This is a genomic window from Actinomadura sp. B10D3 (genome assembly GCF_039871695.1).
GTDB classification, from domain to species: domain Bacteria; phylum Actinomycetota; class Actinomycetes; order Streptosporangiales; family Streptosporangiaceae; genus Spirillospora; species Spirillospora madurae.
In genome coordinates this window covers 18,636-44,843 of the sequence record NZ_JBDPLY010000013.1, presented here as the reverse complement: position 1 = coordinate 44,843, position 26,208 = coordinate 18,636, and the positions used below count along the sequence as shown (strand labels likewise).

Annotated in this window: 22 protein-coding genes; 13 read left to right on the top strand and 9 right to left on the bottom strand. The window is 72.6% G+C overall.

Going from position 1 to position 26,208, the window contains the following annotated elements; translation table 11 throughout:
- The first annotated feature begins 135 nt into the window (after positions 1-135).
- The 4 genes from ABGB11_RS20355 (at position 136) to ABGB11_RS20340 (ending at position 7,882) form a co-directional block, all read left to right on the top strand.
- Positions 136-3,249 (top strand): ATP-dependent DNA helicase, encoded by a 3,114-nt coding sequence (locus ABGB11_RS20355; protein WP_347635054.1) that lies wholly within the window; start codon positions 136-138, stop codon positions 3,247-3,249.
- Positions 3,250-3,269: 20 nt separating this feature from the next.
- Positions 3,270-6,671: an ATP-dependent DNA helicase gene (locus ABGB11_RS20350; RefSeq protein WP_347635052.1), complete on the top strand. Its 3,402-nt coding sequence runs from the start codon at positions 3,270-3,272 to the stop codon at positions 6,669-6,671.
- 72 nt (positions 6,672-6,743) lie between these two features.
- The gene (locus tag ABGB11_RS20345; RefSeq protein WP_347635049.1) at positions 6,744-7,523 is read left to right on the top strand and encodes a methyltransferase domain-containing protein; all 780 of its coding nucleotides are present in this window, start codon (positions 6,744-6,746) and stop codon (positions 7,521-7,523) included.
- Positions 7,524-7,576: 53 nt separating this feature from the next.
- Entirely contained in the window at positions 7,577-7,882 is a 306-nt protein-coding gene (locus ABGB11_RS20340) for a hypothetical protein (RefSeq protein WP_347635047.1), read from the top strand.
- A 53-nt stretch (positions 7,883-7,935) separates the two neighbouring features.
- Here the strand turns inward: ABGB11_RS20340 and ABGB11_RS20335 are convergent, their stop codons facing one another.
- Together ABGB11_RS20335 and ABGB11_RS20330 are read right to left on the bottom strand one after the other, a co-directional pair.
- Positions 7,936-9,537: an AMP-binding protein gene (locus tag ABGB11_RS20335; RefSeq protein ID WP_347635045.1), complete on the bottom strand. Its 1,602-nt coding sequence runs from the start codon at positions 9,535-9,537 to the stop codon at positions 7,936-7,938.
- Positions 9,538-9,618: 81 nt separating this feature from the next.
- On the bottom strand, positions 9,619-10,203 hold the full coding sequence (locus tag ABGB11_RS20330; protein WP_347635043.1) for an AAA family ATPase: 585 nt from the start codon (positions 10,201-10,203) through the stop codon (positions 9,619-9,621).
- A 50-nt stretch (positions 10,204-10,253) separates the two neighbouring features.
- On the opposite strand from ABGB11_RS20330, the gene ABGB11_RS20325 reads away from it, so the two are divergent.
- Complete coding sequence (locus ABGB11_RS20325) at positions 10,254-10,892, top strand: maleylpyruvate isomerase N-terminal domain-containing protein (protein WP_347635042.1); 639 nt, start codon at positions 10,254-10,256, stop codon at positions 10,890-10,892.
- Positions 10,893-10,904: 12 nt separating this feature from the next.
- Here ABGB11_RS20325 and ABGB11_RS20320 read toward each other — a convergent pair whose 3' ends face one another.
- The 4 genes from ABGB11_RS20320 to ABGB11_RS20305 are packed head-to-tail and all read right to left on the bottom strand — an operon-like array spanning position 10,905 to position 16,322.
- The gene (locus ABGB11_RS20320; protein WP_347635041.1) at positions 10,905-11,990 is read right to left on the bottom strand and encodes an alanine racemase; all 1,086 of its coding nucleotides are present in this window, start codon (positions 11,988-11,990) and stop codon (positions 10,905-10,907) included.
- Entirely contained in the window at positions 11,987-13,603 is a 1,617-nt protein-coding gene (locus tag ABGB11_RS20315) for an IucA/IucC family protein (protein WP_347635040.1), read from the bottom strand. The genes ABGB11_RS20320 and ABGB11_RS20315 overlap by 4 nt, the downstream gene beginning before the upstream one ends.
- Positions 13,594-15,186 carry an IucA/IucC family protein gene (locus ABGB11_RS20310; RefSeq protein WP_347635038.1) on the bottom strand — a complete coding sequence of 531 codons (1,593 nt, stop codon included), beginning with the start codon at positions 15,184-15,186 and terminating at the stop codon, positions 13,594-13,596. Before ABGB11_RS20310 ends, ABGB11_RS20315 begins: the two co-directional genes overlap by 10 nt.
- Entirely contained in the window at positions 15,183-16,322 is a 1,140-nt protein-coding gene (locus tag ABGB11_RS20305; protein ID WP_347635036.1) for an ATP-grasp domain-containing protein, read from the bottom strand. Before ABGB11_RS20305 ends, ABGB11_RS20310 begins: the two co-directional genes overlap by 4 nt.
- A 187-nt stretch (positions 16,323-16,509) precedes the next feature.
- Here ABGB11_RS20305 and ABGB11_RS20300 point away from each other — a divergent pair, with 187 nt between their 5' ends.
- The gene (locus ABGB11_RS20300; RefSeq protein WP_347635034.1) at positions 16,510-17,118 is read left to right on the top strand and encodes an HD domain-containing protein; all 609 of its coding nucleotides are present in this window, start codon (positions 16,510-16,512) and stop codon (positions 17,116-17,118) included.
- Here ABGB11_RS20300 and ABGB11_RS20295 read toward each other — a convergent pair.
- Positions 17,115-17,384, bottom strand: a complete 270-nt coding sequence (locus tag ABGB11_RS20295; RefSeq protein WP_347635032.1) for a DUF4031 domain-containing protein — start codon at positions 17,382-17,384, stop codon at positions 17,115-17,117. The genes ABGB11_RS20300 and ABGB11_RS20295 overlap by 4 nt on opposite strands.
- 157 nt (positions 17,385-17,541) lie before the next feature.
- Between ABGB11_RS20295 and ABGB11_RS20290 the strand changes: the two genes are divergently transcribed.
- Positions 17,542-18,927: a dipeptidase gene (locus ABGB11_RS20290; RefSeq protein WP_347635030.1), complete on the top strand. Its 1,386-nt coding sequence runs from the start codon at positions 17,542-17,544 to the stop codon at positions 18,925-18,927.
- Positions 18,928-18,949: 22 nt separating this feature from the next.
- On the top strand, positions 18,950-19,861 hold the full coding sequence (gene nudC / locus ABGB11_RS20285; RefSeq protein WP_347635028.1) for an NAD(+) diphosphatase: 912 nt from the start codon (positions 18,950-18,952) through the stop codon (positions 19,859-19,861).
- Between the two features lie 47 nt (positions 19,862-19,908).
- Here the strand turns inward: nudC and ABGB11_RS20280 are convergent, their stop codons facing one another.
- Positions 19,909-20,190 (bottom strand): mycoredoxin, encoded by a 282-nt coding sequence (locus tag ABGB11_RS20280; protein ID WP_347635026.1) that lies wholly within the window; start codon positions 20,188-20,190, stop codon positions 19,909-19,911.
- A 140-nt stretch (positions 20,191-20,330) separates the two neighbouring features.
- Between ABGB11_RS20280 and ABGB11_RS20275 the strand changes: the two genes are divergently transcribed.
- The 5 genes from ABGB11_RS20275 (at position 20,331) to ABGB11_RS20255 (ending at position 24,547) form a co-directional block, all read left to right on the top strand.
- Positions 20,331-22,397 (top strand): ATP-dependent DNA helicase UvrD2, encoded by a 2,067-nt coding sequence (locus ABGB11_RS20275; protein ID WP_347635024.1) that lies wholly within the window; start codon positions 20,331-20,333, stop codon positions 22,395-22,397.
- Positions 22,398-22,456: 59 nt separating this feature from the next.
- Positions 22,457-23,326 (top strand): acyl-CoA thioesterase II, encoded by an 870-nt coding sequence (tesB, locus tag ABGB11_RS20270; RefSeq protein ID WP_347635022.1) that lies wholly within the window; start codon positions 22,457-22,459, stop codon positions 23,324-23,326.
- Between the two features lie 224 nt (positions 23,327-23,550).
- On the top strand, positions 23,551-23,856 hold the full coding sequence (locus tag ABGB11_RS20265) for a hypothetical protein (RefSeq protein ID WP_347635020.1): 306 nt from the start codon (positions 23,551-23,553) through the stop codon (positions 23,854-23,856).
- A gap of 120 nt (positions 23,857-23,976) precedes the next feature.
- Positions 23,977-24,255 (top strand): WhiB family transcriptional regulator, encoded by a 279-nt coding sequence (locus ABGB11_RS20260; protein ID WP_052357680.1) that lies wholly within the window; start codon positions 23,977-23,979, stop codon positions 24,253-24,255.
- Positions 24,256-24,349: 94 nt separating this feature from the next.
- Positions 24,350-24,547, top strand: coding sequence for a hypothetical protein (locus tag ABGB11_RS20255; RefSeq protein WP_347635018.1), 198 nt, complete (start codon positions 24,350-24,352; stop codon positions 24,545-24,547).
- Positions 24,548-24,871: 324 nt separating this feature from the next.
- On the opposite strand, the gene ABGB11_RS20250 is transcribed toward ABGB11_RS20255, so the two are convergent.
- Complete coding sequence (locus ABGB11_RS20250; RefSeq protein WP_347635016.1) at positions 24,872-26,203, bottom strand: AarF/ABC1/UbiB kinase family protein; 1,332 nt, start codon at positions 26,201-26,203, stop codon at positions 24,872-24,874.
- Positions 26,204-26,208 lie beyond the last annotated feature (5 nt).

Sequence of the window (26,208 nt, the reverse complement as noted above, 5' to 3'; positions counted from 1 at the left end):
GCGTTGGTTTTCTCCTGCGCGACATGCGTGCGTTGTGGTCAGAACAGCCCCGGCGATCTGTTCCAATGAACTGTTGTGCCATCTGCCTCCTACCGTCTCGTGCGCCGCGCGGGTCCCGCGCGGACCGTCCCGCCCGTGCTCGACGAGCAGCAGCGGCGGGTGGTCGAGCATGCCGGCGGGCCGATGCTGGTGCTGGCGGGGCCGGGCACGGGCAAGACGACGACGATCGTGGAGGCGGTCGTCGACCGCATCGAGAACCGCGGCGTCGACCCTGAGCGCGTCCTCGTCCTGACGTTCAGCCGGAAGGCGGCGGGCGAGCTGCGGGAGCGCATCACCGGCCGCCTCCACCGGACGACGCGGACACCGCTCGCGCTGACGTTCCACAGCTACGCCTACGCGCTGATCCGGCGGGACGCGGTGCTGCACGAGGAGCCGGCGCCGCGCCTGCTGTCCGGGCCGGAGCAGCTGCTCGAAGTGCGGCGGCTGCTGGAGGGGGAGCTGGCGGACGGCGCGCGCGACTGGCCGGAGCGGCTCCGGGCGGCCCTGGCCACGCGCGGGTTCGCCGAGGAACTGCGCGACTTCACCCTGCGCGCGATCGAGCGGCAGTACATCGCGGAAGACCTCGTGGCCCTCGGGCGGATGCGGGGACGCGACGACTGGGCCGCCATCGGCGGGTTCATGGAGCGGTACGTGGACCGCTTCCTGCTCGACCCCGTCCCCACCTACGACTACGGCGAGCTGATCCACATGGCCGCCGGCATGCTGGCGGAGGAGGAGGTGCGGATCCGCGAGCGCGACGCCTACGACGTCGTGTTCGTGGACGAGTACCAGGACACCGACCCCGCGCAGGAGGCGCTGCTGCACCACCTGGCGGGGGAGGGCCGCGACCTCGTCGTCGTCGGCGACCCCGACCAGTCCATCTACGGGTTCCGGGGCGCCGACGTGCGCGGCATCCAGGAGTTCCCGAACCGGTTCCCGACGCTCGACGGGGACCCCGCGCCCGTGGTCGCGCTGCGGACGTGCCGCCGGATGGGCCCGGAGATCCTCGCCGCGTCGCGCCGGATCGCGCGCCGCCTGCCCGCCGGGTCGGCCGGGGCCGCCGAGCATCGCGCGCTGCGCCCCGTGGAGGACCTGGACGAGGGCGAGGTGCGCGCGGTGATCGCCGACTCCGAGAGCCAGGAGTCCGCCCTGGTCGCCGACGAGCTGCGGCGGGCGCACCTGCTCGACGGCGTGCCGTGGTCGCGCATGGCGGTCCTGGTGCGCAGCGCCGTCCGGCAGGTTCCGGTGCTGCGCCGGGCCCTCGCCCAGGCGGGCGTGCCGGTCGTCGTCGCGGGCGACGAGGTCCCGCTGATCGCCGAGCCCGCCGTCCGCCCGTTCCTCGTCCTGCTGCGCGCGGCGCTGAAGAAGGGCTTCCTGGACGAGGTCGTCGCGGAAGACCTGCTCACCGGGCCGCTGGGCGGCGCCGACGCGCTGGCCATGCGCCGCCTCAAGCGCGCTCTGCGCGACCTGGAGGAGCTGTCGGGCGGTCAGCGGCCCCTGGGGGAGCTCCTTGTGGCGGCGGTGAACGACCCGCGCGAGCTCATCCTCGTCCACGAGCGGGTCCGTGCACCCGCCGAACGGATCGCGCACCTGATCGAGGTGGCGCGGCGCAGCGTCCACGAGGGCGGCACCGCCGAGGACGTCCTCTGGGCCGTGTGGCAGGAGAGCGGGCAGGCCGACGTGCTGCTGGAGCAGAGCGTCAAGGGCGGGACGCGCGGCGCGGCGGCCGACCGTGACCTCGACGCCGTCGTCGCGCTGTTCGACCATGCCGCGCGGTTCGTCGACCGGCTTCCCCAGGCGGGCCCCGAGCTGTTCGTCGACAACATCGCCGCGCAGGAGATCGCGGGCGACACGCTGGCCGAGCAGGCGCCCGCGGGCGAGGCCGTCCGGATCCTCACCGCGCACCGCTCCAAGGGCCTGGAGTGGGACGTGGTCGTCGTCGCGGGCGTCCAGGAGGGCGTCTGGCCGGACGTGCGCCTGCGCGGCTCCCTGCTCGGCGTCGAGGAGCTGATGGAGCACGCGGCCGGGGCCGAACCGGACGGGGACGCCGCGGCCGGCGCCTCCCTGGCCGCCAAGATGCTGGACGAGGAACGGCGCCTCTTCTACGTGGCGGTGACGCGTGCGCGCAAGCGCCTGGTCGTGACCGCGGTCGGCGGCGACGACACGGAGGAGAGGCCGTCCCGGTTCCTGAACGAGCTGCTCCCGGGCGCGATCGAGCAGTCCCAACTGGACGAGAAGACCCGGTGGCTCTCCCTGTCCGCGCTGGTGGCCGACCTGCGGTCGGCGGTCGCGGACCCGTCCCGCCCGGAGCCGCTGCGCCGCGCCGCCGCCGCCCACCTCGCCCGCCTGGCGCGCGCGGGCGTGCGCGGCGCGAAACCGGAGAACTGGTACGCCATCACCGCGCTGTCCGGCGAGGGGCCCGCGTTCGCCGAGGACGAGCCCATCACGATCTCGCCGTCGCAGGTCGAGGCGTTCACCACGTGCGGGCTGCGCTGGCTGCTCGCCTCCGCGGTCGGCGCCCAGGAGGGCGGGCCGAACGAGTACAGCACGATGGGCAAGGTCGTCCACGCGGTCGCCGAGATGGCCGGCGCCGACGACGGCATCGACGAGGTCCACGTCGCCGAGCGGCTCGACGAGATCTGGAACGACCTGGAGTTCCGCAGCTCCTGGTACTCCGACAAGCAGCGCGAGCAGGCCGCGCGGATGGTCGACAGGTTCCTCGCCTGGCACCGCGACAACCCCAACGAGGTCGTCGCGCTGGAGGAGTCGTTCAAGGTCGACCTCGGCCGCGTCGTCATCAAGGGCCGCATCGACCGCGCCGAACGCGACGAGCAGGGCCGCGCGGTCATCATCGACATCAAGACGTCCTCCACCGCCGTCCCGAAGGACGACCTCGCCCGGCATCCGCAGCTCGGCGTGTACCAGTACGCGGTGATGCTGGGCGCGTTCGAGCGGCACGGGCTGATCGAGCCGGGCGGTGCCAAGCTCGTCCAGGTCGGGAAGGCCGCGTTCACCGCGAAGGCGCGGGAGCAGGAGCAGCCGCCGCCCTCCGAGGACGCCGACCCCGAGTGGCCGAAGAAGCTCGTCGAGATCGTCGCGACCGGCATGGCCGGCGACGTCTTCCAGGCGCGGGCGAACGACAAGTGTCGCACCTGTCCCGTACGCTCCTGCTGTCCCGTGCACGACGAAGGCGGGCAGGTCGGCGACTGAACTAGCTCGGGGGGAGTGGGGTGATCACGCCGGGAGAGCTCGCCCGGCTGCTGGAGATCCCGGAGCCGACGGACGAGCAGGCCCGGGTGATCGAGGCGCCCATGGCGCCCATGGCGGTGATCGCCGGTGCCGGGTCGGGCAAGAGCGAGACGATGGCCGCACGCGTCGTGTGGCTGGTCGCGAACGGCTTCGTGCGCCCGGAACGCGTCCTCGGCCTCACGTTCACCCGCAAGGCCGCGGCGGAGCTCGGCGTCCGCGTGCGCAAGCGCCTCGACACGCTGCGCGAGGTCCTGCCGGGCGACGAGCTGGAGCGCCTCGGCGGCGAGGCCCTGTTCGACGGCGAGCCGATGGTCTCCACGTACCACTCCTACGCGGCGCGGCTCTTCGGCGACCACGCCCTGCGCGAGGCGCTCGAACCGACGATGCGGCTGATCTCGCCGGCCGTCGCCTGGCAGATCTGCTCGCGGGTCGTCGACGCCTACAACGGCCCCATGGACCACATCGACTGGCAGCCCGACACGGTCACGAAGGCCGTCATGGAGCTGGCCGGCGACCTGTCGGAGCACCTGCGGACGGCCGAGGACGTCCGCAAGGTGGGGGCCTGGCTGGACGAGCGGCTCGCCGCCGTGAAGAAGCCGCTCAAGGCGCAGCGCGACATCCTCGCCAAGCACGCCGTCCGCGAGCAGCTCATGCCGCTGGTCGAGGCGTACTCGCGCGCGAAGGCCGACCGGGAGGTCATCGACCACGGCGACCAGATGGCCCTCGCCGCCCGCATCGCCTACAAGCACCCCGAGGTCGGGATGATCGAGCGGTCCCGGTTCTCCGTCGTCCTGCTCGACGAGTACCAGGACACCAGCCAGGCGCAGCTCGTCCTGCTGCGGTCGCTGTTCGCCGGGGGGCATCCGGTGACCGCGGTCGGCGACCCGTGCCAGTCGATCTACGGGTGGCGCGGCGCGAGCGCCGGGAACCTGCTGCGGTTCGCCCACGACTTCCCCCTGCGGCCGGCGGCCGGCGGGGGGCGGCCGGTGCCGGCGCCGGTCGTCCAGCTCAGCCGGTCGTTCCGGAACGGGGAGCAGATCCTGGAGGCCGCGGCCAAGATCCAGGAGGAGTTGCGGGCCGAGACGACGGCCGTCCCGCGCCTCGTCCCCGGCGCCGGGCGCGAGGGGCGCGGGCGCGTCGAGTGCGCGCTCCTCCCCACCGTCGAGGACGAGGCCGACCGCATCGCCGCGCGCATCGCCGGCCTCATGGCCGCCGACCCCGGCACCGCGCCAGACGGCGGGCCCCAGCCCGAACCCCTCCAGTACTCCGACATCGCCGTGCTCGCGCGGAAGCGGTCGCAGTTCCCGCTGATCCGGCGGGCGCTGGAGGCGCGCGGGATCCCGGTCGAGGTGGTCGGCCTCGGCGGGCTCCTCACCGTCCCCGAGGTGCAGGACGTCGTCGCCACGCTGCGCGCCGTCCACGACCCCACCGCCGGGGCGTCCCTCGCCCGCCTCCTCACCGGCCCGCGCTGGCGCCTCGGCCCCCGCGACCTCGTCGCGCTCGGGCGGCGGGCCCGCGCGCTGGCCCAGGAGGCCGCGCGGGACGTCACCCCGCCGGAGGGCGCGCCCGCGGAAGAGGCCGGCACCGCCGACCGGGCAGGGGACGCGGCCGAGCCCCCCGCGGACGGGCCAGCGGACGGGCCCGCGGCCGACGACCCGCTCCGGCAGCTCGTCAGCGAGCTGAACCAGGAGACCGGCAGCCTCGTCGACGCGCTCGACGACCTCGGCGACCCGGGGGCGTACTCGCCGGAGGGGTACCGGCGGCTCCGGCGGCTCCGCGACGAGCTGCGGTCGCTGCGCTCCCAGGTCGGCCTGCCGCTGCCCGACCTCGTCAGCGAGGTGGAGCGCGCCCTCGGCCTCGACATCGAGGTCGCCGCCCGGTCGGGGCTCGATCCGGTGACCGCGCGCGCCGACCTGGACGCCTTCATCGACGCCGCCGCCACGTTCGCCGGCGACGCCGAGGACCCGACGCTCGGCGCCTTCCTCGCCTACCTCAAGGCCGCCGAGACCGAGGAGTTCGGACTGGAGGCCGGCCGGGTCGGCGAGACCAACAGCGTGAAGCTCCTCACCGTCCACGCGTCCAAGGGGCTGGAGTGGCCGGTGGTCGTCGTGCCCGGCCTGTCGTTCGTCCCGCAGAAGAACGGCGGCCCGGCCAAGGGGTCGATCTTCCCGTCGCCGCCGCAGAACGCGAGCCGCTGGACGGCGAACCCGCGCGTCCTGCCGTTCATGCTGCGCGGCGACCGCGCCGACCTGCCCGCGCTCACCGGCCTGGAGAAGGACGACCTCGCCGCGTTCGACCAGGCCTGCTCCGAACGCGACCTGCGGGAGGAGCGGCGGCTCGCCTACGTCGCGGTCACGCGGGCCTCCAGCCTGCTCATCACCACCGGCTACTGGTGGGGCGCGTCCGGGCGGCCGCTCGGCCCGTCGCCGTTCCTGGAGGAGGTGCGGTCGGTGTGCGTCGCCGGGGCCGGGTCGGTGCCGATGTGGGCGCCCCCGCCGGAGGAGGGCGCCGAGAACCCGCTGCTCGCCGACCCCGACGAGGCGCAGTGGCCCGTCGCCCCCGGCGACCGCGGCCGGTCCGACCTGTCCGCCCGCGCCCGGTACGAGGCGGTCGTGGAGGCCGCCCGCATGGTCGAGGACGAGATCGCCGGGCGGACGCGCCACTGGGCGGGGGACGCCGGGCTGTCCGCCGCCGACCGCGCGCGCATGACCGCCTGGGCGCGCGACGTCGAGCTGCTCCTCGCCGAACGCGACCGGGGGCGCGGCGGCGACGGGCTCCTGGTCGAGCTGCCCGCCCACCTGTCGGTGTCGTCGCTGGTGTCGCTGGCCCGCGACCCGGCCGCGCTGGCCCGCCAGATCCGCCGCCCCATGCCGCGCCCGCCCGCCCCGTACGCGCGCCGCGGCACCGCGTTCCACGCCTGGCTGGAGGGCCGCTGGGGGCAGCAGCGCCTCCTCGACCCCGACGAGCTGCCCGGCGCGGCCGACGAGGGCGCCGCCGACGACGCGCACCTCGCGCGGCTGCGCGACCGGTTCGAGGAGTCGGAGTGGGCGGCGCGGGAACCGCTCGACATCGAGGTGCCGTTCGAGACGATCATCGGCGACCGGTTGGTCCGGGGCCGGATGGACGCGGTGTTCCGGTCCCGGGACGGCGGCTACGAGGTGGTCGACTGGAAGACCGGCGCGCCGCCGTCCGGGGACGAGGCCCGGTTCGCCGCGGTCCAGCTCGCCGCCTACCGGCTGGCCTGGGCGGAGCTGGCCGGGGTGGACGTCGCGCGGGTCAGCGCGGCGTTCCACTACGTCGCCGCCAACGTGACCGTCCGGCCTGCGGACCTGCTGGACGCCCGCGGCCTCGCCGCTCTCCTGGAGGACGTCCCCGCCGCGTGAGGAGTCTCACCGCCCCCTGTTCACAATGGGTGGTTTCGGGGATGATCCGTGCAACCATCCCGAGGAGGCGACGTGACGGTGACCCATGAAGAGAAGGTCGTACGGGAGTTCTCCAAGCAGGCGGCGGGGTTCGCCGACCCGGAGCTGAACGTCGCGTTCACCCGCCATCTGGACCGGCTCGTGCGCTTCATGGACCCCGAGATCGACCAGGACGACGTCGTGCTGGAGGTCGCGGCCGGCACCGGGCTGGTGTCCCGCGCGATCGCCCGCCGCGTCCGGCACGTCACCGCGCTCGACCTCACGCCCGCGATGCTCGCCGAGGGCAAGCGGGCCGCCGACCACGCCGGCCTCATGAACGTCACGTTCGCGCACGGCGACGCCACCGCCCTGCCCTACCTCGACCGGTCGTTCACACTGGTCGCCACCCGCTTCTCGCTCCACCAGGTCGCCGACCCGGAGGCGGTCGTGAAGGAGATGGTCCGCGTCAGCCGGCCCGGCGCCGCGCTGATCGTCGCCGACCTCGTCCGGCCGGCGGACCTGGAGGGCGACCTCGACCGCATCGAGCGGCTCCGCGACCCCTCCCACGGGACGACGCTCACCGAGGCGCGGATCACCGAACTCCTCACGGCGGCCGGGGCGGAGGTGAAGCGCACGGAATCCTTCGACGTCGCGCGCCCGCTCGACCCGTGGCTGGAGTTCTCCCACACTCCGGCGGACGTCGCGGAGCAGATCAGGGACGCGCTGCGGGACGAGCTGGCGGGCGGGCCGCCCACCGGCATGCGCCCGAGCTCCGTCGACGGCGTCCTGCACTTCACCCACTCGTATCTCTTCCAGCAGGCGATAGCCGGGTAACGTTTCGAGCAAATGTTCGACGCGTGTCGCTCGTGTGTTCTATGTTGTCGAACATGGGTTCTAGCAACGTGCGCTCCCTCGATCGCGAGCCGGCCGCGCTGGCGATGCGCATCGGCGTCGTCGCGGCCGAGGCCGCCCTCGCCACCTTCGCCCGCAACCTCGACCTGGACGACCTCGAGGACGGCGTCGACTTCCAGGGCGCCATCGGGCCCGCCGAGTGGCCGGTCTTCTCGCTGGTCATCGACACGCTCGCGGAGGCGGGCCCCGGCGACCGCCGGACCCTGGACGAGCGCCGCGCGGACGCCCTCAACGACCTCGCCCGCATCTGCATGGCCGCCAAGAACCGCGGCGCCGCCTGACCCATGGGCCGGGCACGCCCGGGGCCCCGCGGCCCTGGACCCGGGCGCTGCCCTCAGCGAGCCGTCAGGGACGTGCCCTTCACCTTGCCGGTGCTGGTGCGCGGGAGTTCGCGGACGAACCGGACGTCCCGCGGCACCTTGAAGCGGGCCAGGTGCTTCTTCACGTACGCCCTGACGTCGTCCTCGGTGAGCTCGGCGTCCGCGGCGCGCACGACGTAGGCGGCGAGCCGCCGGCCGAACCGCTCGTCGTCCACCCCGGTCACCGACACCTCCGCGATGTCCGGGTGCCCGCCGAGCAGGCTCTCCACCTCGCCGGGGAACACGTTCTCCCCGCCCGAGACGATCATGTCGTCGGCGCGGCCGTCGATGAACAGCCGCCCCGCCTCGTCGACGTGCCCGAGGTCGCCGGTGCCCGTCAGGCCGTCCCGCACGGCCTTGCCGCCGCCCCCGGTGTACCCGGCGAACCGCAGGCCGCCGCCGGTGTGGATCTCGCCGGTCTCGCCGGCGGGCGGTTCCCGCCCGTCCGCGCCGAGGATCTTGATCGTGATCCCGAGCGACGGCCTGCCGACCGTGCCCGGGGCCTCCCGGAGGTCCCGCGGCGTCGCGATCGTCGCCCAGCCGGTCTCCGTGGCGCCGTACACGTTGACGAGCACGTCGCCGAACGCGTCCATGAAGGCCTCCGACAGGTGCGGATGCAGCGCGGAGCCGCCGCACACGACCGCGCGCAGGGACGGCGTCCGCGGCGCGCCCTCCACCTCCAGGACGCGCTGGAGCATGACCGGGACCGCGACCAGCGCCTCCGCCCGGCAGTCCGCGATGGTCTCCAGCGTTTCCCGCGCGTCGAAACGGCGGGACAGGACGAGCGGCATCCCCATCCCGAGCCCGACCGTCATGTAGGCGAAGCCGAGGATGTGGAAGAGCGGCGGCGCGACGACGACCGGCGCCCCCGACCGGACGGGCACCCGCATCAGATGGGTGAGCGCCGCCGGCAGGACCGACGAGAGCGACAGGTCGTGGCGGGCGCCCTTCGGCGTGCCGGTCGTCCCCGACGTCATCACGACGATGCGGCTGGTCCCCTCCGGCCGGACGGTCTCGGGTCCGGTGGCGGCGACCAGCGTGTCGATCGTCTCGCTTCCGTCGCCCTCCGCCCAGGCGAGCAGCCTCTTTCCGGAGAAGCCCGATTCGTCGACGGCCGCGCCGAACTCGTCGTCGTGGACGAGGAGTTCGATGCCCTCCCGCTCGGCGACCTGGCCGAGCTGGGTGCCGGAGAAGTCGGTGTTCAGCAGCACCACGTCGTTGCCCAGGCGGGACGCGGCGAGCACCGTCTCGACGAACCCGCGATGGTTCCGGCACAGGACCCCGACCTTGCCGTCGCCCAGGCGGTTCTTCATGGCGGTGGCCAGCGCCGACGCCCGCCCTTCGAGTTCCGCGTAGGACAGCGCGCCGCGCTCGTCGATCAGGGCCGTCCGATCGGGGAAGCGCAGCGCGGACAACGCCCCGATCGTCGCCGGAACCGGACCGAACCGCGCGTAGGGGAACAGCATCCGCACGGCCCGGTCGGGCCGGACGGGCCGCAACGCGCCGGCGTCCCGCACGGCACGGGTCGCTCTGACACCAAGGCTCACGACGTGGCGCACCCGGTCAAGCACCTGCACGCATCTCCTGTTCGGCGGTCCTGGGGGCGGGGCGGACGAGTCAGGCATACCCGGGTCAGGACGAGATATCTGTCCCGGGGTTCAGGGTCGGGGGAGGGTCTCGCGGAGGGTGGCGAAGGCGGTCGGGCGGGGGCGGTCCTCCAGTGCCTCACGGACCTGGACGGCGCACTGGCGTGCGCTGAGCGTGCTGGTGTCGACGTCCAGGTCGTGCAATTCGTGGGAGTGGACCTCGTGGAACTGCCGGGCCGCCAGGCCGGGCTCGCGGTCGCCGCGTTCCGCTTCCCTGCGTTCCAGCACCGGCAGGGGGCAGCGGACGCCGACCAGGAGGGTGTCGTCGGGGACCAGCAGGTCGAGGAGGTCGAGCAGCCGCCAGCGCCGGCTCAGCAGGTAGTCGGCGACCAGGTTGTTCCCGGCCGCGGCCATCCCGGCGATGGCGCGGTGGTAGCCCTTCGCCGTGCGGTCGATCTCGGCCTGGAGGGCGCCGCCGGCGAGGGGACGCTCGTTGCGCATCTCGTGGAAGGCGTCGATCGGCACGTGGAACCAGCTGCCGTCGAGGAGGTCGAGCAGTTCCAGGGCGATGCTGCTCTTGCCGGAACTGGACGGGCCGTTGAGCAGGATGACCGTGCCGCCGGGGCCTGTGTCGGGGATCGCACCGCTGGAATCCATCCCGACAGTAGACCAAGGGTGGTTCGTGGCATGTCGAGTACCGTCGTGCCGTGCCTGACTCAACTGCCCTCGTTACCGCCGATGACCTCGACCTGGCCGTCAGATCGGCCGTCGCCACATTGCGGGAGGCTCCCGCGGACGCCTGGGACGCCAAGGCCGGGTCGCTCGAATGGACGTGCTGGGAGACCGCCGAGCATCTCAGCGACGACCTCTTCGCCTTTGCGGCGCAGTTGGCTCCGTCAAAGCCGCCGATGGACGGCGAGGTCCCGTTCATCTGGGAGAGCCGCCGGCCGGGCGGTCCCCACAACGCGATCCACGCCGACCGGGACGCGGGGCCTGCGGGCCTGCTCCAGGTGCTCGAAGCGTGCGGCGGGATGCTCTCCGCCATGGTGCGGACGGCCGCTCCCGACGTCCTCGCCCACCACATCTTCGGCGCCGCCGACGGTGAGGGCTTCGCCGCGATGGGCATCGTGGAGACCGTCGTCCACACCTACGACCTGGCGGACGGCCTGGGGCTCCCCTGGGAGCCGCCCGCCGGCCTCTGCGCACGCGTCCTGGGCCGCCTGTTCCCGGATGCGCCGACCGACACCGAACCCTGGCCGACGCTGCTCTGGGCCACGGGACGTGGAGAGCTTCCCGGCCGTCCGCGCCTCACGTCGTGGCGCTGGTACGGCAGCCCCCGCCCCTGAACGCCTTCGGGGTCAGCGCAGGTAGTGGAAGGCCGGTTTCGGGTGCATGAGGAAATCGTGGTGGGAGATGTTCCACGCGTAGGCGCCGGCCATGGTGAAGGCGATGATGTCGCCGGGGATCAAGGGCGGGACCAGGCAGTCGCGGGCGAAGACGTCCTTCGGCGTGCATAGCTGGCCGACCAGGGTGGCGGGGCTTTCCGGACCGTTCGCGGTGAGGACCTTGAAGGGATGGTCGTGGCCCTTCGCCGCCGGAGTCCTCAGGTGGTGGGTGCCGCCTCTGAGGATGACGTAAGTCTCGCCTCGCGTGGTTTTCACGTCCAGAACGTCGGTGACGTACCAGCCGTGATAGGCGGTCATTGATCGGCCGGGTTCTATGCGGACTTTCGCGGGGATGGTGCTCAGGCCGTTTCCGTAGGTTCTCCAGTCGAAGCGGCTTTCCGGTGACGAGTAGTCGACGCCCATACCGCCTCCCACATTGAGCTCGGGTTCCTCCACTCCTCGGGCCTTCAGCCAGGGGAGCGCCCATTCGGCTATCTCGTAGGCCACGTCGAGAAGGGTGGGGGCGTCCAGGCCGGAGGCCAGGTGTGCATGGACGCCTCGAAGGGTCAGGTGGGGGTTCTCGGTCAGGAGGCGGGCGCATTCGTCGAGGGTGTCCTCGTCCATGCCGAACGGGCCGCTCATGGTGAGCGCGGCGTTCGGGACGTGCACCGGGAGGTTCGCGCGGAGGAGGACGTCGGCAGGTCCCTGAGCGGCCAGGCGGGCGAGCTCGTTCGGGCTCTCCACGTGAATCCTGTCCGCCTTGAGCGTGCGGGCCAGATGGAGTTCTTCGTCTGTCTTGCCTGGGCCGCCGAAGGCCATGGAAACGCCGGGCACCGTCTCCCGGACGTGGGCCAGTTCCCCTCCGGAGGAGACTTCCATGCCGTCGACGTGAGGGGCGAGCGTGCAGAGGATCTCGACGTCCGGATTGGCTTTGGCGGCGTAGAAGAGTTCCGTGCCGGGCAGGCTCGCGCGGATGTCGAGGACGTGGGTTTCCAAGCCGGTCAGGTTGTAGAGATAAGCCGGGTAGCTGTCGAGGTTCCGGGCGAAGTCGGTGTTCATAGTGGTCGGGGTGCTGCCAGAGGGTTGGGGACGGGGACGTAGGTCGCTCCGCGGTCTGCGGTGCGGGACCAGCGGGTGCGGAGGTTCGCCTTTGCGGGCAGCGGCACACCTGCCAGGAGCGCCCTGATCTGAGGGTGGTCGTCGTGGGCGCGGAAATGCTCTCTCGCCGTCCGCCAGAGGGTTCGTTCCAGGGACGGATGGAGGTCGGCCACCGCGGCGGCCATCTCCGTCAGATGGTTGACGAGGAGGCAGTAGACGACGCGGTTCCAGCCCCGGTCGTGCTCGTAGGTGAGCCCTTCGGCCACGCGGGAGGGGAGGTGCGTCAGGTCCCAGCGTCCCGCGGTCAGTTTCGTGCCCTCCAGGTCTCGGAACGCGGCATGGACCGGTATACCTGTGGAGTCGACGCAGATGAGGACGTTCTGCAGGTGCGGCTCCAGCACAACGCCGTGGTCGAGGTAGGCGCTGAGTACGGGGGGTGCCACCTTGGCGACGTAGGCGTCCCACCAGGCTGCGGCGCCGTCCGCGGTTGAAAGGACGGGCAGATCCGCGAGCCACCTGTTGTACGGGTCGGCCAGGGCGCCTGCCAGGAGCGGTGTTCCCGGGAGGGACTTGACGCCTTGGCGGAGGATCACGCCGAGGCCCTCGTACAGGCGGCGGTCCGGGAGAGCGATGCTGCGGTAGGCGGGCTCCGCGAGGAACGTGGCGTCCAGCTTTTCGAGGATGGGCGGCAGGAGGTCGTTGAGGGCGATCGCCCCGGTCAGCTCGTACCAGGCGTTCTTGCGGACGCAGTTGGTGATGCGCACGTCCAGGCTGAACTTGCAGAACACGTCGGCGTCCGGCAAGTATGCGGTACGGACGGACGATGTGGGCACTGCTTCGGTGTCCGATGGGCCGAGGTTGAGCAGCGAGCCGTCCGCCAGGGCCTTCTGCAGGAGCGGATTACCGGCCAGCAGGGAGAACTGCCAGGGGTGGACGGGGAGGAGCCGCCGGCCGGATGGCACCGGAGGGCCGTAGGTCTCCAGGGCTTCGAAGGCCTCCGGGGTGCCTTCTTCGGCGATGAGGTGTTCAGGGACGGCCAGCCAGAGCGGGCGGAAACGCGCCCGGGTCTCCGGCGCGTAGCGCAGCCACTCCGACGGGGACCCCTGCCGGGCCTTGGGGGACGGGTGGAAGCGATGCCCCGCGACAAGGGACTGCTCGGAGTCGATGTAGGCGTCCCCTGAAGGCTCGCCGCGGGCGGCGATGATGGCGGTGAGCGCTCTGTGACTGTCGGCCGCCTGCGCGAGGAATTCGGGGTTCGGGTGGCCCGTCGCGAGTTCCAGTTCACCGGCGACCAGGTTCGCCAGCCTGTCCCAGGGTGCCGGTGCCCATTCGTCCCCCCGGCGCTCCTCGTACGGCGGCACGAGGCGGTGGGCGGCGCCGGCCGGGGGACGGGCCAGGCCCATGCGCAGCACGACGCCCGCGCGGGGCAGCCGGACGATGAGATGAGCGCCCCCCGGGTGCACGCCGTCCGGCCAGACCTGCTGCTCGGGCGCGCACACCTCCCGGACCAGGCAGTTGAGGAGCGCGGTCGCGGTGGCGTCGTCGGCCGTGAGGGCCGGTTCTGTCAGCAGCACATCGAGTCCCGTGGATAGGTCGAGTCCCGTAGGTAGTTGGGCCCCGGTGGGCCGTAATGCTTGTTGATGTCCGCCGCGCCGGTCCGCGCCTTGTCGACGAGGGTTCCGGCGGTGACCATGGCCTTGCCCGGCAGCGTGCCGGCGTCCAGCGTGCGCGAGCGCAGGAACGCGTCGTCCCGTCCGAGCGCCTCGTCGAGCCGCTCCCGGATCATCCGCAGGCCGGTGCGCCACGGGAGCAGGCCGAGCTTGGACAGTCCCAGGGCGGGCGCGGCCGCACACAGGTGCAGCGTGATGGTGACGAAGACTCGGGCCAGCGCTTCCGGATCGGAGGTCGTCATGCGGTGGTCGACCAGGTCGCGGGGGTCGGTGCCGGGGGATGGCGGCCCCAGCCGTTCACGGAGCCGAGACGGGTCGACCAGTGCGCCGTCGTTGTCCTTGAGGAGGAGGCGGAGCGGGGCGTCGTCCAAGACGAGGGCGACGTTCTGCTGATGCGCCTCCAGCGCGATGCCGTAGCGGAACAGCGTGACGTTCCAGGAGAACAACGCCGCCAGGTAGGCGTCGAACAGTGCCTCGACGTCCCATCGTTCGATCACGTGGCCCCCGTCCGGTGCTTCGGCGAGCAGCGCCGCCACCGGGACGATGTGCGAGCGCGCGATATCGGGTGGGAAGCGCCGCACCAGATAGGCGAGCAGGGGGTCGCCAGCGTGCCCGTAGGTCTGTTCGTCGGCGAGGACGACCGGGAGCGCCGGTTCGTGGAGGAGCACCTGCCGCAGGATGCGTTCGACCAGGGCGCCGTCCGCGAGCGTGCCGGGCTTGATGGTGCGCTTGTTGCGGAGCCCGAGCGTGCTGGTCGGGAGCGGCGTCTTCACGTGGACGAGCGGCGCCGCGGCCACGGTCCGCATGGACAGTGTGGGCGTGACCTGGAGAAACGCGTCCGGTGCGAGAACGGCGCCGGGCAGGGCGCGCACCTGCCGGGCCGCCAGCGGGTGGACGGGGAACAGCGTCCCTGCCGAGGCCAGGCCCACGTCTGCGGGGGCCGGCCACCAGCCGGGGAGCGTCCCGGCGAGGGTGGGGTTCCCCACCGCCGCCCAGCGCAGCGGGAACGACGGCGCGAACTCGGGTGCGTAGCGGCTCAGATCGGCCAGGGAGAGCCCGGTGCGGCTCCGGCCCGTCGGATGTACCGGGTGGTCGTTGTAGGCCGCCAGCGTCTCGTAGAACGCGCCGGGACCCGTCCGCAGCTCGTCCGGGAGCCGGGCGAGCCGCCGGTGGACGGCCGGCCGCGCGTCGCCGTGCAGCTTGGCGGTCGCCAGCGCGTCCAGGCACTCGCGCTCGAAGGCCGCCGTGTCGTCGCGCGGGTCGGCCACCGTGCGGACGGCGTGGAAGGCGTCCCGGAGCGTCAGGCCCTGCCCGGGTTCCACGACGACGTCGGAGAGGAAGGCGGGGCGTGCCTCGACCAGGCGCACCCGGAGGCCCGGAAGCTCCAGCGCACCGTTCCGGACGAACCGCCGCAGGCCCGCGTAGTCCTCCCGCAGCAGCGCGTCGAGGACACGGGTGGCGAGCAGGTCTTCGTCGTCGGAGGTCACGCGATCGTCCAGTCGTGGGACGCGCGGAACCGCGCCAGGGCGGCGTCGACCTCGTCCGGTCCCGGGCCGATCGCGCGGACCGTGCCCAGGTAGTCGCGGTTGGTGCGGGTCACCGCGACGGAGTCGCCCACCGCGCGCTGCGGACGGTAGGCGAGCCGCACCGGGCCGTCGTCCAGGGTCAGGGGTCCCGGGGCCGCGGTGAGCGTGCCCGAGCGGTCCGCGATGACCGGCTCCGCGACGGCGTGCCGCGGCTGGGGAACCCGGTGGCCCGGCAACCCCGCGCCCAGGTGGACCTGAAGGATCTGCTCGAAGAGCGGCACGCCCAGCAGATCGGCCAGCAGGAAGTCGCAGTGGTCACCGATGAGCCTGTAATTGACCTCGATGATGCGGGCGCGGCCCTCGTGCACGACGAACTCTGTGTGACAGGCTCCGAACCCGATTCCCAGAGCTTCCAGTTGGCGCAGCACCTGTGGCGTCTCTGGAGGAGGGGCCGTCCACTCCAGGCGCTCTTCGACGAAGAAGGGTGGCGGGGAGAGCGTCGTACGGAACGACCCCAGGACGCGTAGCTCCTGCCCGTCCCCGAGCGTCTCCAGCGTGTAGAGGTGCCCCGGCAGGTACTCCTCCGCGACAAGGGGATCGCTCCTGCGCGCGGCGATCTCCTCCACGCGTGCGGCGAGTTCCCCGGCGTCCCGGACGAGGAACACGTCCTCGCTGGCCACCCCCTCCCGCGGTTTGACCACCAGCGGGAACGGCGCGTCGGCCGGCACATGGAAGGCGTCCGCGGAGAAGACCGGGTCGATGGACGAGAGATGCCGCCGCAGAAGCGCCTTGTTCTTCGCGCGGGTCGCGGCGCGCCAGTCCTTGGCGGGCAGCCCGAAGTACGCGGCGGCCAGGGCGGCGGGCGCCTGGAGGAAGTCGCTGTTGGAGAAGACGGCCGCGTGCTCCCCGTCGATGCGGGCGATGATGTCGCGGAAGTCGGAGACGTCGCACTCGACGACCGGGCCGTCGAACGGATGGGCGCCGGGACGGTCGGTGAGAAGCGTCACATCCAGGCCCAGGCGCGCGGCGGCGGGCACGAACCCGTGCGTCACCGAGTCGGTCGCCTTGCCGGCGACCAGGTAGAGAGAGGCGGCCACGACCGGCCTTTCCATTCCGCCAATGAGTGGTGAGCCCGTGGGTGAGCAGACGCGAGCGCGGCCGCCTCGTGGTGAGGTAAGCCTTGCCTAACTCGCAGTGATCACCATAGCGGCCGGGGCGCCGGTCGCACGCAAGAACGGCGACATCGCGTGTCCCGGCCGCCCGGCGATCCGCCACGATGGGGCCATGGACCTTGTCGACCGGTGGGTCGCGCTGGCGGGACCTCACACCAGACATATCGGCGCGGAACTGGACGAGCGCTACGGGGAGCCGCACCGCCGGTACCACACCCGCGAGCACCTCGCCGCCGTCCTCGACCTCGTGGACGAGCTGGCCGGGCACGCGGCCGAGCCCGACCTCGTCCGGCTCGCCGCCTGGTTCCACGACGCCGTCTACGACCCCGAGCGCGCCGACAACGAGGAGCGCAGCGCCCGCCTGGCGGCCCGCATGCTCGCCGACACCGACCTCGGGCGGCAGGACGTGGACCAGGTCGTCCGGCTCGTCGAGCTGACCACCACGCACGCGCCGGACGAGGACGACGCGGACGGGCAGGTCCTCTGCGACGCCGACCTCGCGATCCTCGGGGCCGAGCCCGGCCGGTACGCCGCCTACGCCGCCGCGGTGCGCGAGGAGTACGCGTTCGTCCCCGACGAGCTCTTCATGGCGGGACGGGCCGAAGTCCTCAACGGCTTGCTCGCGCTGCCCCGGCTCTTCCACACGCCCGCCGCGCACGACCGTTTCGAGGAACGGGCGCGGGCGAACATCCGCACGGAGCTGATGCTCCTCAGCGCCTAGACCTGGGGCTGGCGGACCTTGCGGCGGCGCAGCCCCGCCTTGGTCAGCCGCAGCAGCAGCTCCTGGCACCCCACCGCTTCCGCCCCCTGGCGCAGCGCCGCCTCGTACAGGCCGGACGGGACGTCGTAGTGGTCGCGGTCGAACGCCCGCACCGGCATCCCCAGCTCCGCCGCGAACGCGTGCAGCTCCTCGTACGACACGTCGCTCACCATGTGGGACCACACGCGGCCGCGGGCGGGCCACAGGGGCGGGTCGATGAGGATCAAGGCCACTCCCAGGAACCAGGCAACGGGATCCCTTACTGTGAGTTTCTTGTCTTCGGGAATCCCGTGACGCGGGGGGCGGACGGAGAGCCGGGACGGAAGAAGCTCAGCCTGACATTACGACATGCGCTGACATCACGAAAAGCGGAGGGGCTTGCAGGTGAACGACATAGCCGCCTACATCCGGGCCGACAAGGACCGGTTCGTCGCCGACCTCAAGGAGTGGCTGGCGATCCCGTCCATCTCGGGTGACCCCGCGCATACCGGCGACGTTCTCAGGTCCGCGACATGGCTGTCCGGGTACCTGCGCGACCAGGGGTTCCCGATCGTCGAGGTCTGGGAGACGGGCGGGCACCCCGCCGTCTACGCCGAATGGCCCGCCGACGACCCGGACGCGCCCGCCGTCGTCGTGTACGGCCACCACGACGTCCAGCCGGTCGAGCCGCTGGACGAGTGGGACACCGACCCCTTCACGCCCGTCGAGAAGGGCGACCAGCTCATCGGGCGGGGCGCGTCCGACGACAAGGGGCAGGTCTTCTTCCACACCCTCGGTATCCGCGCGCTGCTGGCCGCGTCCGGGCGGCAGGCCCCGCCGGTCACCGTCAAGCTCCTGGTCGAGGGCGAGGAGGAGTCGGGGTCGGTGCACTTCGCCGATCTGCTCCGCACCCACCGCGACCGGCTCGCCTGCGACGCCGTCGTCATCAGCGACACCACGATGTGGGCGGAGGACGTCCCGTCCATGTGCACCGGCATGCGCGGCCTCACCGAGGCCGAGGTCACCCTGCGCGGCCCGGACGGCGACCTGCACTCCGGCTCGTTCGGCGGCGCCGTCCCCAACCCGCTGCACGCGATGGCCGAGCTGCTCGCCTCGCTGCACGACGCGGACGGCCGCGTCACCCTCCCCGGCTTCTACGACGACGTCGTCCCGCTGACGGACGAGGAGCGCGAGCTGTTCGCGCGGCTCCCGTTCGACGAGGACGAGTGGCTGCGCACCGCCGGCAACAGCCGCGCCGCCCACGGCGAGAAGGGCTACACCACCCTCGAACGCGTCTGGGCGCGGCCGACCGCCGAGATCAACGGCATGTGGGGCGGGCACACCGGGCCGGGCGGCAAGACGATCGTCCCCCGCGAGGCGCACGCCAAGATCTCGTTCCGGCTCGCCGCCGGGCAGGACCCGGGCACGGTCCAGGACCAGTTCCGCAGGTGGGTCGCCGAGCGGACCCCGCCCGGGGTCGAGGCCGAGGTCCGCATCCCCGGCGGCGGCGTCCGCCCCTGCTTCTCCCCGATCGGCTCGCCCGGCGTCAAGGCCGCGCGGCGCGCCCTGGAGCGGGCCTTCGGCACCGAGGTCCTGTTCACCCGCGAAGGCGGCAGCGGCCCCGAAGCCGACCTCGCCGACATCCTGGACGCACCGCTGATCTTCGTCGCGGTCGGCCTCGATGGCGACCGCATCCACGCCCCCAACGAGAAGGTCGAGATCCCGCTGCTCCTCAAGGGCGCCGAGGCGGCCGCGTACCTGTGGGAAGAACTCGCCACCGCGCTGCGCTGAAACCGCCTGGAAGGGAGCACAAGTGACCAACGCCCCACTGGAGTGGCTGGCGCTCGCGCGTGGAACGCTCGACCGCGTCGCGCTCAACCGCCGCGACGACGCGTGGCTGGAGACCGCCTGGGCCGACCCGAAGACGCGCGTGCTGGTCGTCCATGACGGACGGTCGCTCGTCACCTACGAGCCCAGCCCCGCGCTGGTCCTCCTCCCACCGGAGCAGGCACCGGACGGGGACCGCTGGCTCCTCGGCGCGGACGACGGCGGCACCGCCTACTTCGGCGTGTCCGGGCCGCTGCCCGCCATCGAGGGGGCCGAGCCCGCCGGGCTGCGCCGCGTCGGCGCCCTCCTGGACGACCAGGACTCCGGGCTGCTCACCCACGCCGTCGCGCTGGAGCACTGGCACAACACCAACGGGTACTGCCCTCGCTGCGGCACCGAGACGCAGGTGACGTCAGCGGGGCACGTGCGCGTCTGCCCCGAGGACGGGTCGCAGCACTTCCCGCGCGTCGACCCCGCGGTGATCATGCTCGTGACGGACGAGTCCGACCGGATCCTGCTCGCCCGCGGCCCGCAGTGGCCCGCCGACCGCCGCTCGATCCTCGCCGGGTTCGTCGAACCGGGGGAGTCGCTGGAGCAGGCGGTCGCGCGGGAGGTGAACGAGGAGGTCGGGCTGCCCGTGCGGGACGTCCGCTACCTCGGCAGCCAGCCGTGGCCACTGCCGCAGAGCCTCATGCTCGGCTTCACCGCCCGCACGGACGGCGACCTCCCGCTGCGGCCCGACCCCGAGGAGATCCTGGACGCCGCCTGGTACACCCGCGACGAGCTGCGCGCCGCCATCGACGCGGGCGAGATCGTCGCCCCGGGCCCGCTGTCCATCGCCGCCCAGCTCATCATGCGCTGGTACGGCGGCGAGCTCCCGAAGATGCAGCCGTTCTGACATGCGCGAGCCCGGCGTCCGCGGTGGACGCCGGGCTCGTCGCGTGGTCAGGCGAGGGAGGCGAGCTTCGCCTTGACCGCCTTGGCGCTGGGGTTGGTCACCGCGGTGCCGTCGGGGAACAGGACCGTCGGAACCGTCTGGTTGCCGCCGTTGACGCTCATCACGAACTCGGCCGCCTTCGGGTCGCGCTCGATGTCGACCTCGGCCATCTCGATACCGTCGCGGGCCAGCTGGTTCTTCAGGCGGCGGCAGAAGCCGCACCAGGACGTCGTGTACATGGTGAGCTGACCGGCCGCGCCCTTGGGCTGGTCGGTCGTCGGCGTCGCCATCGCTTCCGCGTCTCCCTCGTTCGTTCGTTCGGACGATCTGTGCCCTCGCATGAACAGTGAACCAGCGGCGCGCATTCCGAGGTTGTCCACAGGTGGGCGTGCCGGCTGATACGGGTGGGGCGGGCTGCGAGTATGGAGGGATGTCAGCAGAGTCGGTGCTGGAGGGACTCGACCCCGAGCAGCGGGCGGTCGCCGAAGCGGTCAAGGGCCCGGTATGCGTGCTCGCGGGCGCGGGCACGGGCAAGACCAGGGCCATCACCCACCGGATCGCCTACGCCACCCTGACCGGCGTGGTGACGCCGCAGCGGGTGCTCGCCGTGACGTTCACCACACGCGCGGCCGGGGAGCTGCGCAGCCGCCTGCGGCAGCTCGGCGCGCCCGGTGTGCAGGCCCGCACCTTCCACGCGGCGGCGCTGCGGCAGCTCACCTACTTCTGGCCGCGCGTCGTCGGCGGCGAACCTCCCAAGATCATCGACTCGAAGATCGGCCTCGTCGCGGACGCGGCGCGGGCCTGCCGGCTCTCCCTCGGGCGGACGGAGCTGCGCGACGTCGCGAGCGAGATCGAGTGGGCGAAGGTCACCCAGAACCGCCCCGAGGACTACCCCGCCGCGGTCGCCAAGGCGGGCCGCCGGCCGCCCGCCGAGGTCGTCGACATCGCCCGCGTCTACGCCATGTACGAGCAGCTCAGGCGCGAGCGCAACCTGCTCGACTTCGAGGGGATGCTGGAGCTGACCGCCGCCGTCCTCACCGAGCACCGCGAGGTCGCCGGCCAGGTCCGCGAGCAGTACCGGTACTTCGTCGTGGACGAGTTCCAGGACGTCAACCCGCTGCAGAAGATGCTGCTCGACACCTGGCTCGGCGACCGCGACGACCTGTGCGTCGTCGGCGACCCCAACCAGACGATCTACTCGTTCACCGGCGCGTCCCCGTCCCACCTGCTCGACTTCACCCGCGAGCACCCGAGCGCGAAGGTCGTCGAGCTCGTCCGCGACTACCGCTCGACGCCGCAGGTCGTCCAGCTGGCGAACGGGGTCATCGGGCAGGCGAAGGGCGTCCGGCACCGGCTGGAGCTGCGGGCCCAGCGCGACAACGGGCCCGAGCCGGTGTTCAACGAGTACGACGACGAGGTCGCCGAGGCCGACGACGCCGCGCGCCGCGCCCGCAAGCTGATCGAGGAGGGCGTCCCCGCGCGGGAGATCGCGATCCTGTACCGGATCAACGCGCAGTCCGAGACGTACGAGTCGGCGCTGGCCGCGGTGGGCGTCCCGTACGTGCTGCGCGGCGCGGAGCGGTTCTTCGAGCGGCCCGAGGTGCGCGAGGCCGTGGTGCGGCTGCGCGGCGCGGCGCGGGCGGGCGGCGACGCCGAGACCGACGGCATGGGGCTGATCCAGACCGTCCGGCACGTCCTGTCCGGGGCCGGGTTCTCCGACCGGCCGCCCGAGGGAGCGGGCGCGGCCCGCGCGCGCTGGGAGTCCCTCGCGGCCCTGGCCCAGCTCGCCGAGGACATGGCCGCCGACAACCCCAAGGCCGGCCTCCCCGACTTCGTCGCCGAACTGGAGGAGCGCGCCGCCGCGCAGCACGCGCCGCCCCTGGAGGGCGTCACGCTCGCGTCCCTGCACGCCGCCAAGGGCCTCGAGTGGGACGCGGTGTTCCTCGTGGGGCTCGCCGAAGGCACGCTGCCCATCGTCTACGCCAAGACGCCCGAGCAGGTCGAGGAGGAGCGGCGCCTGCTCTACGTGGGCGTGACCCGCGCCCGCGTCCACCTCAACCTGTCCTGGGCGCTGGCGCGCTCTCCCGGTGGTTCGCAGATGCGCCGCCCGTCCCGCTTCCTGGACGGCCTCACCGGCAAGACCACCACGCACATGCCCGCCCGCGTCGACCGGTCGAAACGGCGTCCGGCCAAGGGCCCGCAGCCGTGCCGGGTGTGCGGCCGCCCGCTCACCGCCGCCGTCGAACGCAAGCTCGGCCGCTGCGAGGACTGCCCCTCCGAGCTCAACGAGGAGCTCCTTCTCGCCCTCAAGGACTGGCGCGCCCAGGTCTCCGCCGACCAGAAGATCCCCGCCTACGTCGTCTTCACCGACGCGACGCTCCAGGCGATTGCCGAGCGCCGCCCCGAGTCGATGGACGAGCTGGCCCGCATCCCCGGCGTGGGCAAGGTCAAGCTCGACCGCTACGGCGACGCCGTCCTGACCCTCTGCGGCCACTGACGGCGCGCGTTCCGGGGTGAGATCCGGCTCACTGCGGACGATAGGGAAGACTGGCGGCCGTGAAGCAATCGCTGAAGGATCTTTTGGACCTGCTCGACCTGGAGCAGATCGAGAACGACATCTTCCGCGGCCGCAGCCCCGAGGAGCGGCGGCAGCGCGTCTTCGGCGGGCAGGTGGCGGGGCAGGCGCTCGTCGCCGCGGGGCGCACCGTCCCGGCGAACCGGCCCGTGCACTCCCTGCACGCCTACTTCATCCGTCCCGGCGACCCGCTGGTACCGCTCGTCTACACCGTCGACCGGGTCCGGGACGGGCGCTCCTTCACCACCCGCCGCGTCACCGCCGTCCAGCACGGCAAGGCGATCTTCACGCTGTCGGCCTCGTTCCAGATCGCCGAGGACGGGCCGTCCCACCAGGCGCCGATGCCGGACGCGCCCGAGCCCGAGACGCTGCCGGACGGGCTGACCCGCCTCACCCCGCTGTTCGGCGAGGTCGGCGCCCGCGAGTTCGTCAGCCGCCGCCCGTTCGACATCCGGCACGCGACGCCGCTGACCTGGGAGGCCGCGAAGGACCCGTCCCTCGCCACCCCCGAGTCCAAGGTGTGGCTGAAGGTGGACGGCGAGCTGCCCGACGACCCGCTGCTGCACGTGTGCCTCATGACCTACGCCTCGGACATGACGCTGCTCGACACCGTCCTGCTCAACCACGGCCTGGCCTGGGGCGACCAGCGGACGATGGGCGCCAGCCTCGACCACGCCATGTGGTTCCACAGGCCGTTCCGCGCCGACGACTGGCTGCTGTACTACCAGGACACGCCGTTCGCGGGGGGTGCGCGGGGCCTCGCCCGCGGTCAGGTGTTCACCCACTCCGGGGAGCTGGTCGTCTCCGTCATGCAGGAGGGCCTGATCCGGGTCTCCGACTCCCGCCCGTGAGATGATCGCTCCATATGGGGCTCCCGTGAGGGTTCGACGCTCGGCCGGCGCCCCCGGTTCTGCGGAACAAGGGTGAACTGACCCACAAACCCGCAGGTCAAAAATACCTTGTTGATTTCGCGGGATCCCCGTACGCTCGTCGCGAGCAATCAACCGGCCGACCGGTGTGGATCATGGATCCGCCGGCCCCGGCCCGAGGAACCAGAGAGGTGGTGTGCGATCCGGTGAGCAACACGTTGATGAAACTCAGGTCTTCCTGGATCGCCGCATGCCCTGGTGCCTCGATCTCGCGCGTCTCGGAGCCCGGCCTGTCCGCGCACGGCGCGGTGTACGGCTCGCGACTGCGTGACCTGCGCGGCACGAATTGGCGCGAGCAGCGCTTTGAGCAGCGAATCCAGGATGACCTGGGGCGGAGTGTCTTCGAACACCTTCTCGAGGACATGAGCGTCCCGGCTCCGGCCACGGCCCACGTGGGCGTCACCGCCAAGGGTGGCGTGTCGGGTCCGTACCCCTGGAGGCGACCGGTTTAGCCAGACGACCGGCAAGCCCCCAGGCCGCGGATCCAGACCGGATCCGCGGCCTTCTTCTTTGCCCGGACAACCCACCGACACGCCCGTTGAGATCCAACGAGAGGAACAAGGGTGACTGTGATGCAGGGGGCTCTCGCAGTGAGCGAGGAGGACCTCACGCTTCCGTGCCGGACCGACCCGGAGCTGTTCTTCGCCGAGGCTCCCGCCGACGTCGAGCTCGCCAAGGCCCTGTGCCTGGAGTGCCCGCTCCGCAAGGAGTGCCTCGCCGGCGCGCTCGAGCGCAAGGAGCCCTGGGGCGTCTGGGGCGGCGAGCTCTTCGTCCGCGGAGTGATCGTCCCGCGCAAGCGGCCGCGCGGCCGCCCGCGCAAGCACCCGCGCCCGGACGAAGTGGCGGTGTGAGGCACTGATGCCCGCCACGACACTCGACCGGACCGACCCCGGAGGCGCGGCCCCCGTGCGGGGACCGCGCCTCCGGGCCGCGAGGGAGAACGAGATGACATTGCTCAGCCAGGACCTGTCTCGGGAACGAATACCGGCGACCGTGCCCGATGAGCTGGCCGCCCGCGTCCGCGCGCTGCGCCGGGCCCGCCGGGAGGCCCGCACGAGGGCCTCGCGCGTGAGCCGCGTCCTGCTCGCGCCGACCACGGGGGAGACCCACGCCCAGGTGCCGTCGCCGCGGCACCACCACTGAGATCAACGGCCCGCCCGGTCGCAGGCCGCCGTCCGTCCTTTCTTGGATGGTTTGGCGGACGGCACGCCTCCCGGCGGGCACCTGGAGCGCGTCCGGTGCCCCACTCACCGGCCGCGCGAAAGCCGAGGCCCCGCGCACTCCCATCACCGCGCGGGGCCTCAGCCATGCCCGACAACGGCCGACCACCACAGCCCCACCGCACATGCCCCACAGCGAGGGCGCCCGTGTCCTGCGGCGGGCGTGTCCTGCGGCGGGGCGTGTCCTGCTGCCGGGGGCGCTGTTCTGCGGCGGACGCAGCGAGCGCAGCGAGCGGAGGCCGCCTGTTCAGTTGGTGATCAGTTCGGTGTCTTCGTCGTCGGCGAAGCCCGGGACCCACTTCAGGGACTCGGCGCGAGCCGGGATCTCGCACTCCAGCTGGCACAGGACGCCGGTGCCCGCGGACAGGACCCGGTGGATGATCACGTACTCGGGCGGCAGGTTCAGCTGGCGGACGACGTTGGACGGGCGCAGGTCGGTGACCCGCGCGGCCATGTCGCGCAGCCACTCCCGGTTGAACTTGAAGGTCTCGGTGACGAACGGCTCGGTGATCGGGGCGAGGAACGCCTGCAGCGACTCGGTGTCGATCTCCACGCCCTCGCGGATGAAGTCCTCCCGGCGCAGGGCCTCCTCGACCTCGTCGATGTCGGCCATCGTGCCGATGCGCAGCAGCAGCCCGAGCCGCCGCTGGAAGCCGCCGGGGATGCGGTCGACGGCGCCGAAGTCCAGGACGCCGAGCCGGCCGTCGTCCAGCAGCCGGAAGTTGCCGGGATGCGGGTCGCCGTGCAGCATGCCGGAGCGCTTCGGCCCGGACAGCAGGAACCGGCAGTACAGCAGGGCCGCGTGGTCGCGGGTCTCCTGGTCGCCCTCGCTGATGATCTTGGAGAGGGCGGTGCCGTCCATCCACTCGGTGATCAGGATGTCGCCGGACTGCGCGATGACCTCGGGGATGGAGTAGTCGGGGTCGTCGAGGTAGGCGTCCCGGAAGAGCCGCTGGGACTCGGCCTCGATCGTGTAGTCGAGCTCCTCGACCACCCGCTCCTTGAGCTCGGCGAGCATCGCCTTGACGTCCAGGCCCGGCATCAGCACGCCGAACAGCCGGCCGAGCCGTGCGAGCTGGTTGAAGTCGCTGATCAGCGCCTTGCCGGCGCCCGGGTACTGCACCTTCACCGCGACGGCCCGGCCGTCGTGCCAGACGGCGCGGTGCACCTGCCCGATGGACGCCGCCGCGGCCGGCTGGTCGTCGAACGACTCGAAGTAGTCGCGCCAGTCCTCGCCGAGGAACTCCTCCAGGACCTTGTGGACGGTCGCGGCGGGCAGCGGGGGAGCGGCCTCCTGCAGCCTGGTCAGCGTGGCGCGGTACGGCCCGGCGATCTCCGGCGGCAGCGCCGCCTCGAAGATCGACAGCATCTGGCCGAGCTTCATCGCCCCGCCCTTGAGCTCGCCGAGCACCGTGAACAGCTGCTCGGCGGTCCGGGTCTGGATCTCCATCGCCACGGCCTCGGCCGAGCGCCCGAAGGTCCGCTTCCCCATGCCGAGGGCCGTGCGCCCCGCGAAGCCGATGGGGAGGGACGCCAGCTTTGCTGACCGCGTCACCGCGCGGCGGGGAAGATCGCTCACGCGGA

Bases quoted from the DNA above. Each gene is read 5' to 3' on its own strand.
- ABGB11_RS20340 (WP_347635047.1), top strand. From the start codon at position 7,577: ATGGGTTCTAGCAACGTGCGCTCCCTCGATCGCGAGCCGGCCGCGCTG.
- ABGB11_RS20330 (WP_347635043.1), bottom strand. From the start codon at position 10,203: ATGGATTCCAGCGGTGCGATCCCCGACACAGGCCCCGGCGGCACGGTC.
- ABGB11_RS20320 (WP_347635041.1), bottom strand. From the start codon at position 11,990: ATGAACACCGACTTCGCCCGGAACCTCGACAGCTACCCGGCTTATCTC.
- ABGB11_RS20300 (WP_347635034.1), top strand. From the start codon at position 16,510: ATGGACCTTGTCGACCGGTGGGTCGCGCTGGCGGGACCTCACACCAGA.
- ABGB11_RS20280 (WP_347635026.1), bottom strand. From the start codon at position 20,190: ATGGCGACGCCGACGACCGACCAGCCCAAGGGCGCGGCCGGTCAGCTC.
- ABGB11_RS20275 (WP_347635024.1), top strand. From the start codon at position 20,331: ATGTCAGCAGAGTCGGTGCTGGAGGGACTCGACCCCGAGCAGCGGGCG.
- ABGB11_RS20260 (WP_052357680.1), top strand. From the start codon at position 23,977: ATGCAGGGGGCTCTCGCAGTGAGCGAGGAGGACCTCACGCTTCCGTGC.
- ABGB11_RS20255 (WP_347635018.1), top strand. From the start codon at position 24,350: ATGACATTGCTCAGCCAGGACCTGTCTCGGGAACGAATACCGGCGACC.